This is a genomic window from Curtobacterium sp. PvP017, assembly GCF_054060195.1.
This window is the reverse complement of record NZ_JBSSCY010000006.1, coordinates 1-9232: the sequence shown is the minus strand read 5'-3', so window position 1 is coordinate 9232 and position 9232 is coordinate 1. Positions and strand designations below refer to the sequence as shown.

Here is a 9232-nt window from a genome sequence, read left to right as displayed (position 1 = left end):
GTCAGCGTCCCGGTGGGCGGTGGGTCAGTCTGCTGCGCGCACGCCCCGTCCGATGCCCGGTCGCCCGGTGAGCTCGTCGGTCGTGTGCAGGTACTCGTAGCGGTCGCGGCGTCGGGGCGGCTTGACCATCGACACGGTGATGCCGATCGTGCGGGCGCCGACGCGGTCGAGGACCTCGAGCGCGTCGCGGAGGTCGTGCGTGTGGGACTTGCCGGCTGCCGTCACGAGCAGTGCGCCGGCCGTCGAACTCGCGAGGATCGCCGCGTCCGTCACCGGGAGCAGCGGCGGGGTGTCGAGGATGACGTAGTCGTTGTCGGTGGACAGGATGCGGAGCACCTCGGACATCGCCGGCGAGGCCAGCAGGTCGCCGGGGTTCGGCGGGGTCGGGCCCGCGGGCAGCACGGACCCGGTCGTCCCCCACGGCTGGAGCACGTCCTCGAGCTCGGCGCGTCCGGTCAGCACGTCGGTCAGGCCGGCCGCGTTCTCGAAGTCGAGGCGGCCTGCCACGGCCGGGCGTCGGAGGTCGCAGTCGACCACCGTGACGCGGGAACCGCCCTCGATCAGGGCCGCCGCCAGGTTGAGGGCCGTGGTGGTCTTGCCCTCGCTGGCGTTCGCCGACGTCACGACGAAGACCTGTTCGGCGCCCCGCTGTTCGACGAAGCGCATGTTGGTGCGGAGGGACCGGAAGGCCTCGGCGAGTTGTCCGCGACGGTCACCCTGGATGTACACGGGGGTGTGTTGGACGGACTTGCTCTTCGGGACGACGCCGAGGATCGGGCGGTCGGTCACTGACTCGACCTCGGCACGGCCGCGGATCCGGGTGTCGAGCAGGTCGCGGAGGACCGCCGCGAGGAGCCCGAGCGCGAGACCGCCGCCGAAGCCGAGCAGGCCGCTCTTCGCGGGCTGCGGGGTGGCAGCGTCCTCCGGAGCAACGGCCGGCTGGACGGTGCGGACGGACACCGGGCTCACCGCGTCCGGCTTGCCGACTTCGAGGTCGTCGCTGACCAGTGTCGTGAAGCTCGTGCTGATGGCGTTGGCGATCGCTGCTGCACGCTCGGGGGATGTGTCGCGCACGGTGACGTTGAGCAGCACCGTGTCGTTCGGCGAGTCGGCTCGGACGTGTTCGGCGAGGTCGGCGGCGGAGGTCTTCAGGCCGAGGGACTCGATCGCCGGTTCGAGCACGCGGGGTGTCGTGACGATGTCGACGTAGGAGCGCACGCGCTGTTCGGCGGCGTTGCCGCCCTGCACCAGGTCGGTGGCGGAACCGTTCTCCGCCGCAGCGATCGTGATGTAGAGCTTCGCGGTGGCGTCGTAGGTCGGTGTCGCCAGGGCGAGCTGCGAGCAAGCTGCGGCGGTGCCGAGCGCGGTCCCCGCGAGCACGATCGGCCAGCGGCGGCGGAGCGAGTGCAGGAGGTCGGGGAGGTCCATTTCGTGTCCCTGTCTGTTCGGTATTTGAAGTCTATCACGTGATATGTAAACCCGGAATACCGAACGAAGGCCGCCCCGGAACGGGACGGCCTTCGGATGTGGAGCTGGTGGGGAGTGGGTCAGTCGACGGTGTTGCCGGTGCCCTGGTCGTCGACCTCGGGCGCCTCGCCCTCGACGTGGACCTTGTTGTTGGTGCCGAGGAGCAGCAGGTTCTTCGTGGAGGAGACGGTGATGTCGTTGTTGCTCCCCTCGACGACGATCGACTCGGTCTCGCCGAGGGTGATCTCGCTGCCCGAACTGACGACGGACACCGCGTCACAGCCCTTCGGCAGCTCGTGCTGCCCGCCGTCGCCGCTGAGCACGGCCTGGTTGCCGTCGCACGCGTTGTCGTACGGGGCCGGCGTCTCGCGGTCCGGAGCGGCGACGGACTTGGTCGCGGTCGGTTCCGGCTTGTCGGACTTGTCAGGCGTGCTCGAGCAGCCGGTGAGCAGTGCCGCGCTGACGCCGACGGCGAGGACGGCGGTGATGATGCGGGATCGCACGAGGTCTCCTTCTTGGGGAAGTCGGGAAGAGCAGGGGAGCGGTGGCGGCGAGCGTGATGCTCGCCGCCACCGTGCCGGAACGGCCGGCCGAGGTACCGGCTAGCTCGCCGGGGTGATGCGGTGCTCGATGCGGTCGACCTTGTCGCCGGCGTCGGTCTGGGTGAAGACGGCCGGGAACGCCTGGTTGCCCATGTTTCGCTTGATCTCCCAGTTGCCGACGGCGTTCGTCACCGTGGTGGTGGTGATGTCGGCGTAGCGGTCGTCACCGAACGGGTACATCGTCACGACGGTGCCCGGGGTCGCGGTGCCGGAGAAGGTGACCATGCCGGGCGCGAACGTGGGCTCGGTCGTCGCGAGGGTGAGGTCGGCTGGCGAGCCCACCCAACCCGTGGCCGCGATGGTGATCTTCTCGATCTTGTTGACCTTGCCCTCGGCCTCGGGGTCCTGCTTGACCGCGAACTCGCGGTACACGGTGTCCGCGAGCCCTCGACGGATCTCCCAGGCGCCGGTCGTCGTGTCGGCAGTCGTCGTGATGTTGTACTGCTCGTACTGCGGTGCGAAGCCGAACGGGTTCACGATGACGGTCGCGCCGGGGGTCGCGATGCCGGTGAAGACCTGGCCGCCCGGGGTGAAGAAGTCGCCGGCCTTGAAGTTGGTGATCATCAGGTCACCCGGCTCGCCGATCTCCTTGAAGGGCTTGAGGTCGTAGTTCAGCACCTCGTTCACGACGCCGCGCTGCGTGGTCTGCTTGAACGAGATCAGCGCGTACGGAGTGTCGGACAGGCCGCGGTTGATGGTCCACTCGCCGAACTGGTTCACCGTGGTGGTGACGTCGTAGGCGGCGTACCGGGGGTCGAAGCCGAACGGGTTCAGCGTGACCGTGGTGCCAGCCGTGCCCTGACCGGTGAAGGCCTGCGTGCCGGGAACGAAGGTGCCGCCGCGGACGTGCGAGGCGACCGTCAGGTCTTCGACCTTGACCGGGGACTCCGCCCGCAGCGTGTCGGAGGTCTCGAGACCACCACGGGACGCGGCGGTCATCGTCAGGACGATGGGACCGGAGCCGACACCCTCGAGCTCACGGGTGAACGTGCCGTCAGCAGCGGTCACGGTGAACTCGTCCACCTGCTTGCCGCCGGTGACGATCTTCACGATCGCGCCCTGGGACGACCGACCCGAGACGGTGACGGTGCCGTCGGTGAACTGCACGTTGTCGGCGGTGGTGAACTCCGCAGCCTGGCGGTAGTCCGCCTCGACGTTGACGTTCTGCACGTCCTCGCCGAGCGTCTGCTGCACGCGGATGGTGTGCGTGCCGGCACCGATCGGGTCGATCGTGGTCGACCACTCGCCGTTCTCGACGGTCGCCGTGCCGATCTTGGTGGACCCGTTGAACAGGTCGATCGTGGCGCCCTCGGCACCCGTGCCCTTCACGGTTGCCTTCTCGGTGACGTCGTCCGAGAACTCCACCTCACCCGTCGGGGCTGCGACGTTCTCGCTGTCGGCGACGGTGGTGGTGGTCTCGCCCTGTGCCCGGAAGTCGCCCTTGCTGCTCGTGCCGCTGAAGTCGAACTCCATGGCGCTCGAGCCCTCGGGGGTCTCGTCGCCGGCGGTGACACCGACCATGAAGCGGTACTGCACGTCGGCCGGACGCTCGCTCGCCCAGTCCGCGTCGAACGTCAGGGTCGTGTTGTCGTTCGACAGACGGCCGTCGGTGAGCGGGATGGACGTGGAGGCGTTCCACGCGGTGTTGCCGACCCCTCGCCAGGAACCCTGGACCGTGTCCTGCTCGGAGAAGGTCGTGCCGTCGGGGGCGTTGAGCACGACCGTGCCCTTGGCGTCCGTGCGGGATTCGCGGTTCTCGACGACGAACGGCACCTGGGTGGTCTCGCCGCTCTCGAGTTCGATCGGGCCCTGATCGACACCGACGAGCGTGCCACCTTCGACGATCTCGGGGGACACGGTCTTCTGGTCGTACTCGGTGCTGTTGATCTTCTGGATCACCACAAGGTCGTTCTTGCCCGCGGCGAGTCCGGTCACCGTGATCGACCAGGCGCCGGAAGTCTTGTCGGCCTCGACTTCCTGGGAGCCGATGGACACCTTCGCACCCGGCGTCGCCGTTCCCGACACCACCGCGCTCTTCGCGATGTGGTTCACCGTTGACACGCTGGCGACGAGGGGGACGTCTGGCTGCATCGGCCCGGGGTCACCCACAAATTCGGCGTTTCCGCTCGTGCGGATTCCGCGGTACACCCACCTGTCCTCCGGCGAGGTCCCTCTCACGGTCGCCACATCTCCCAAGTTCGATCCATTCATCAGCAGATTGCCGCCGCTGACGCTGAACGTCCCGCAGCTTGCATTGATGTTCGCGGGGTAAACGTGGAGAGCAACGCCCGAGAGCTTCGTAGACGTTCCGAGGCACGTGCCTGACGTCGGGCCACTGAGAAAGAAGCCGCCGCTCACCGCAGTGACGCTGAGCTTGGCCGCAGCCGCCGTTGCCTCGGCCAGCGTCGAGAATGACCTGGCGCTCACCCTCTCCGTCCCCTCCGACCGCGGAACGAACGCGCTGAACGTCGATCCGTTCTTGAAAACGAGCTTAGCTTGCGATGATGCGGCCGTGGTCGCAGAGTTGGGAGCGGCAGTGGCCGGGGCGGCGCCGAAGGACAGCCCCGACACGATGGTGGCGGCGACCAGCCCGGCCGCACCCATGGACTTGAAGGCCGTCGAAGCCCTCTTCTTGTGAGACATGTGCATCTTTCAGGACGGGCCGCAGAGCGCGGCCGTTCGGGAAGGGAGATACGCACGCGCCAGCCGAACCAGCGCAGTATGTACATACAGAATATCACATGAAATACCAACGCTTGGCGAGTGCGTTCCACAATCGACGCCCTGAGAGTTGAGTGTGACCAACGCAAGTTTTTGGTCCCAGAGTTGACGCGCCCCCCGTCCGGAGTAGAGTTGAGTCCATCGGACGCAAGTCCAACGACTTACCTCGAGCAAGAAGGAGCACCACACATGGGACGTGCAGTAGGCATCGACCTCGGAACCACCAACTCGGTCGTCAGCGTTCTCGAGGGTGGCGAGCCCACCGTCATCGCGAACGCCGAGGGGCTCCGCACCACGCCGTCGATCGTCGCCTTCACGAAGGACGGCGAGGTCCTGGTCGGCGAGACCGCCAAGCGTCAGGCCGTGACGAACGTGGACCGCACCATCGCGTCGGTCAAGCGTCACGTCGGCACCGACTGGACCGTCGAGATCGACGGCAAGAAGTACACGCCGCAGGAGATCTCGGCCCGCACCCTCGGCAAGCTCAAGCGCGACGCCGAGCAGTACCTCGGTGAAGACGTCACCGACGCGGTCATCACCGTGCCGGCGTACTTCAACGACGCCGAGCGCCAGGCCACGAAGGACGCCGGTGAGATCGCCGGTCTCAACGTCCTCCGCATCATCAACGAGCCGACCGCGGCCGCTCTGGCCTACGGCCTCGACAAGGGCAAGGAAGACGAGCTCATCCTGGTCTTCGACCTCGGTGGCGGCACGTTCGACGTCTCCCTGCTCGAGGTGGGCAAGGACGACGACTTCTCGACGATCCAGGTCCGCGCGACCTCCGGTGACAACCGCCTCGGTGGCGACGACTGGGACCAGCGCATCGTCGACTACCTCGTCAAGAAGTTCAAGGACGAGCACGGCGTCGACCTGTCCACGGACAAGATCGCCAAGCAGCGTCTCAAGGAAGCGGCTGAGCAGGCCAAGAAGGAACTGTCGTCGCAGATGTCGGCGAACATCCAGCTGCCGTACCTGACGCTCACGGCCGAGGGCCCGCTCAACCTCGACGAGACCATCTCGCGCGCACAGTTCGAGCAGATGACCTCCGACCTGCTCGACCGCACCAAGAAGCCGTTCAACGACGTCATCAAGGAAGCCGGTGTCTCGGTCAACGACATCGCCCACGTGGTGCTCGTCGGTGGCTCGACCCGCATGCCCGCCGTGGCCGAGGTCGTCAAGCAGCTCACCGGTGGCAAGTCCCCGAACCAGGGCGTGAACCCGGACGAGGTCGTCGCCGTCGGCGCCGCATTGCAGGCCGGCGTGCTGAAGGGCGAGCGCAAGGACGTCCTGCTCATCGACGTCACCCCGCTGTCGCTCGGCATCGAGACCAAGGGCGGCCTGATGACGAAGCTCATCGACCGCAACACCGCGATCCCGACCAAGCGGAGCGAGACCTTCACGACCGCTGACGACAACCAGCCGTCGGTCGCGATCCAGGTCTTCCAGGGCGAGCGCGAGTTCACCCGCGACAACAAGCCGCTCGGCACGTTCGAGCTCACCGGCATCGCGCCGGCTCCCCGTGGCGTCCCGCAGGTCGAGGTCACCTTCGACATCGACGCCAACGGCATCGTGCACGTGTCCGCGAAGGACAAGGGCACCGGCAAGGAGCAGTCGATGGTCATCTCCGGCGGCTCGTCGCTGCCGAAGGAGGACATCGAGCGCATGGTCCGCGAGGCCGAGGAGCACGCGGCCGAGGACAAGGCCCGTCGTGAGGCCAACGAGCGTCGCAACCAGGCCGAGCAGCTCGTCTACTCGATCGAGAAGCTCATCAAGGAGAACGACGACAAGCTCCCCGAGGACGTCAAGTCCGAGGTGCAGGCGGACGTCGACGCGCTCAAGTCCGCGCTCGCGGGTGAGGACGACGAGGCCGTGAAGACCGCCTTCGACAGGCTCAACGAGTCGCAGGGCAAGCTCGGTCAGGCCATCTACAGCCAGCAGGACGCAGCAGCCGGCGCGGCCGGTGGCGAGCAGCCCGCGGGTGAGCAGCCGGCGGACGACGAGGACATCGTCGACGCCGAGGTCGTGGACGACGAGGACGACAAGGACAAGAAGTAACGATGACGGATCCCAAGGACAACGCGCCGGGCGAGGACGAGCCCCAGGTCGAGGGCGACGCCACGAACGCGGCCGAACCCGAGGACCTCATCGAGGCGGAGGGGCCCGACGTCGAAGTACCGACCGACGGCCCCGCCGCCGGCGGCCCGGCAGCGGACGCGGCGAACGACCTCTCCCCGGAGGACCAGGCCCTGCTCGACGACGCCGCTCGTGGCATCGCCGAGGACAACCTGTCCACGGCGGACCGCGACCTCGTCGCCGAGATGCGCGCGGACATGCTCCGTGCGCAGGCCGAGCTGGTGAACTTCCGGAAGCGCGTCGAGCGTGACCGCGAAGCGAACCGCGAGGTCGCCATCGCCGAAGTGGTCCGGGCCCTGCTGCCGGCGCTCGACGACCTCACCCGGGCCGAGGCCCACGGTGACCTCGCCGAGGGCCCGATGCAGGTCATCGGTCAGAAGATCCGCGGGGGCTTCGAGAAGTTCAAGCTCGTGCAGATCGGTGAGAAGGGTGAAGCCTTCGACCCGAACATCCACGAGGCGATCGTCCAGCTCCCGACCCCGGGTGCCACCGGCCAGACCGTGGCGGACGTCGTCGAGCCGGGCTACAAGCTCGGTGAGCGCGTGCTCCGTGCGGCCAAGGTCGCGGTGGCGGTCCCGGCCTGAGCCGGAACGGAAGGTAGGTACCAGTGGCCAGTCAGGACTGGTTCGACAAGGACTTCTACAAGGTCCTCGGAGTGTCGAAGGACGCGTCGGAGGCCGAGCTGAAGAAGACCTACCGGAAGCTCGCCCGGCAGTTCCACCCGGACTCCAACCCGGGTGACGCCGCGGCGGAGAACCGCTTCAAGGAGATCAGCGAGGCCTACTCGGTGCTCTCCGACAAGGAGCAGCGTCAGGAGTACGACCAGGTCCGCGCCATGGGCTCCGGCGCCCGCTTCACGGCGGGCGGCGGGGGCCAGGGCGGTGGCTTCGAGGACGTCTTCGGTGGCATGTTCGGTCAGCAGGGTGCCGGCGGTGGCGGACAGCGCGTCCGCTTCGGCCAGGGCGGCCCGGGCGGTGCCGGCGGCTTCGAGGACATCCTCGGCGGGATGTTCGGCGGTGGTGGTGGCTTCGGCCAGACCTCCGGCGGCTACCGCGGCTTCGGTGGACCGACGAAGGGTCGCGACGTCACGGCGTCGACGACGCTCGACTTCACCACGGCGATCGCCGGCGACACCGTCAAGCTGTCGCAGGGCAACGGTCGCCCGGTGAACGTCCGCATCCCCGCGGGCGTCGCGGACGGCCAGAAGATCCGGCTCCGCGGTCGTGGCGAACCCTCGCCCGACGGCGGCGAGGCCGGTGACCTGGTGGTCGCCGTCACGGTCCGGAAGCACCCGGTCTTCGAGCGCGACGGACTCAACCTGCGCGTGGACGTCCCCGTGACGTTCCCGGAAGCGGCACTCGGCGCCACGATCCAGGTGCCGACGCTCGGCGGCGAGCCCGTCAAGCTCAAGGTCGCTCCCGGCACGCCGTCGGGTCGCGTCCTGCGCGTCAAGGGGCGCGGTGTCGCGACGAAGAACGGAACGGGCGACCTGCTCGCGACCGTCCAGGTCGCGGTGCCGTCACACCTGTCGGACAAGCAGCGCGAGGCCGTCGAGGCGCTTGCGGAGGTCCTGCCCGACGAGAACCCTCGCGAGGACCTCCTCGCCAAGGCGCGTGACTAGCGTCACGCACCAACAGCAGGAGAACCGGCCTGGAGGCGGGGTGCGGCTCCGTCAGGAAGCCGCACCGAGCCTCCAGGCTGGCTTTCACCACCACGCGAACGACGGAAGGAACACGCCATGACCGACATGGACGAGAACTCGCCCGTCTTCGCGATCGCGGTCGCCGCGGAGCTGTCCGACATGCACCCGCAGACGCTGCGGCAGTACGACCGGCTCGGCCTGGTCGTGCCCGGCCGCACCCGCGGCGGATCCCGCCGCTACTCGATGCGCGACATCGCGCAGCTGCGCGAGATCGCGCGCCTCGGCTCCGAGGGGGTGTCCCTGGAGGGGATCCGGCGGGTGCTCGAACTGGAGAACGAGAACAAGGACCTGCGTGATCGGGTGCGTGAGCTGGAGACCGCGTTGGCGGACCAGCTCATCAACCGGCCTGGTGCACGTGTGTTCGCGGCGACGACCACGGGAGCCGCGGTGTCGCTGCGGGCCGGTGCGCGACCGCAGCGGAACACCCAGATCGTGCTGTACCGCGGCCCGCGCTGACCGAACGCTCCGACAGACGAAGGACCCGGCTCTTCTCCAGAGCCGGGTCCTTCGTCGTTCAGTGGTGTGGTGTTCAGGTGGTGGGTTGCATGGTGTGGGTGATGCGCTTGATCTTGTTGGTGCCGTCTTGCTGGGTGATGACGACGGGGTA

8 protein-coding genes are annotated in these 9232 nt (G+C 68.1%); 5 read left to right on the top strand and 3 right to left on the bottom strand.

What is annotated here, in order from left to right; genetic code table 11:
• Positions 1–24: 24 nt before the first annotated feature.
• The 3 genes from ACVKXF_RS12540 to ACVKXF_RS12530 all read right to left on the bottom strand — a co-directional run bounded on the left by ACVKXF_RS12540 (position 25) and on the right by ACVKXF_RS12530 (position 4121).
• Positions 25–1428: a polysaccharide biosynthesis tyrosine autokinase gene (locus ACVKXF_RS12540; RefSeq protein WP_456795899.1), complete on the bottom strand. Its 1404-nt coding sequence runs from the start codon at positions 1426–1428 to the stop codon at positions 25–27.
• 119 nt (positions 1429–1547) lie between these two features.
• Positions 1548–1970 carry a DUF3060 domain-containing protein gene (locus ACVKXF_RS12535; protein WP_456795898.1) on the bottom strand — a complete coding sequence of 141 codons (423 nt, stop codon included), beginning with the start codon at positions 1968–1970 and terminating at the stop codon, positions 1548–1550.
• A gap of 99 nt (positions 1971–2069) precedes the next feature.
• Entirely contained in the window at positions 2070–4121 is a 2052-nt protein-coding gene (locus ACVKXF_RS12530; protein ID WP_456795897.1) for a hypothetical protein, read from the bottom strand.
• A 265-nt stretch (positions 4122–4386) separates the two neighbouring features.
• Between ACVKXF_RS12530 and ACVKXF_RS12525 the strand changes: the two genes are divergently transcribed.
• The 5 genes from ACVKXF_RS12525 to ACVKXF_RS12505 all read left to right on the top strand — a co-directional run bounded on the left by ACVKXF_RS12525 (position 4387) and on the right by ACVKXF_RS12505 (position 9081).
• Complete coding sequence (locus ACVKXF_RS12525; RefSeq protein WP_456795896.1) at positions 4387–4707, top strand: hypothetical protein; 321 nt, start codon at positions 4387–4389, stop codon at positions 4705–4707.
• A gap of 272 nt (positions 4708–4979) precedes the next feature.
• A complete protein-coding gene (gene dnaK / locus ACVKXF_RS12520) occupies positions 4980–6845 on the top strand; it encodes a molecular chaperone DnaK (protein ID WP_456795895.1) in 1866 nt (621 codons plus the stop codon).
• Between the two features lie 2 nt (positions 6846–6847).
• Positions 6848–7507 carry a nucleotide exchange factor GrpE gene (locus tag ACVKXF_RS12515; RefSeq protein WP_456795894.1) on the top strand — a complete coding sequence of 220 codons (660 nt, stop codon included), beginning with the start codon at positions 6848–6850 and terminating at the stop codon, positions 7505–7507.
• Positions 7508–7530: 23 nt separating this feature from the next.
• Entirely contained in the window at positions 7531–8544 is a 1014-nt protein-coding gene (locus tag ACVKXF_RS12510) for a DnaJ C-terminal domain-containing protein (protein ID WP_456795893.1), read from the top strand.
• 126 nt (positions 8545–8670) lie between these two features.
• The gene (locus tag ACVKXF_RS12505) at positions 8671–9081 is read left to right on the top strand and encodes a heat shock protein transcriptional repressor HspR (RefSeq protein WP_123312152.1); all 411 of its coding nucleotides are present in this window, start codon (positions 8671–8673) and stop codon (positions 9079–9081) included.
• The last annotated feature ends 151 nt before the right edge of the window (positions 9082–9232 follow it).

Coding starts and splice junctions, on each gene's coding strand:
- ACVKXF_RS12540 (WP_456795899.1), bottom strand. CDS start 1,428: ATGGACCTCCCCGACCTCCTGCACTCGCTCCGCCGCCGCTGGCCGATC.
- dnaK (WP_456795895.1), top strand. CDS start 4,980: ATGGGACGTGCAGTAGGCATCGACCTCGGAACCACCAACTCGGTCGTC.
- ACVKXF_RS12515 (WP_456795894.1), top strand. CDS start 6,848: ATGACGGATCCCAAGGACAACGCGCCGGGCGAGGACGAGCCCCAGGTC.
- ACVKXF_RS12505 (WP_123312152.1), top strand. CDS start 8,671: ATGGACGAGAACTCGCCCGTCTTCGCGATCGCGGTCGCCGCGGAGCTG.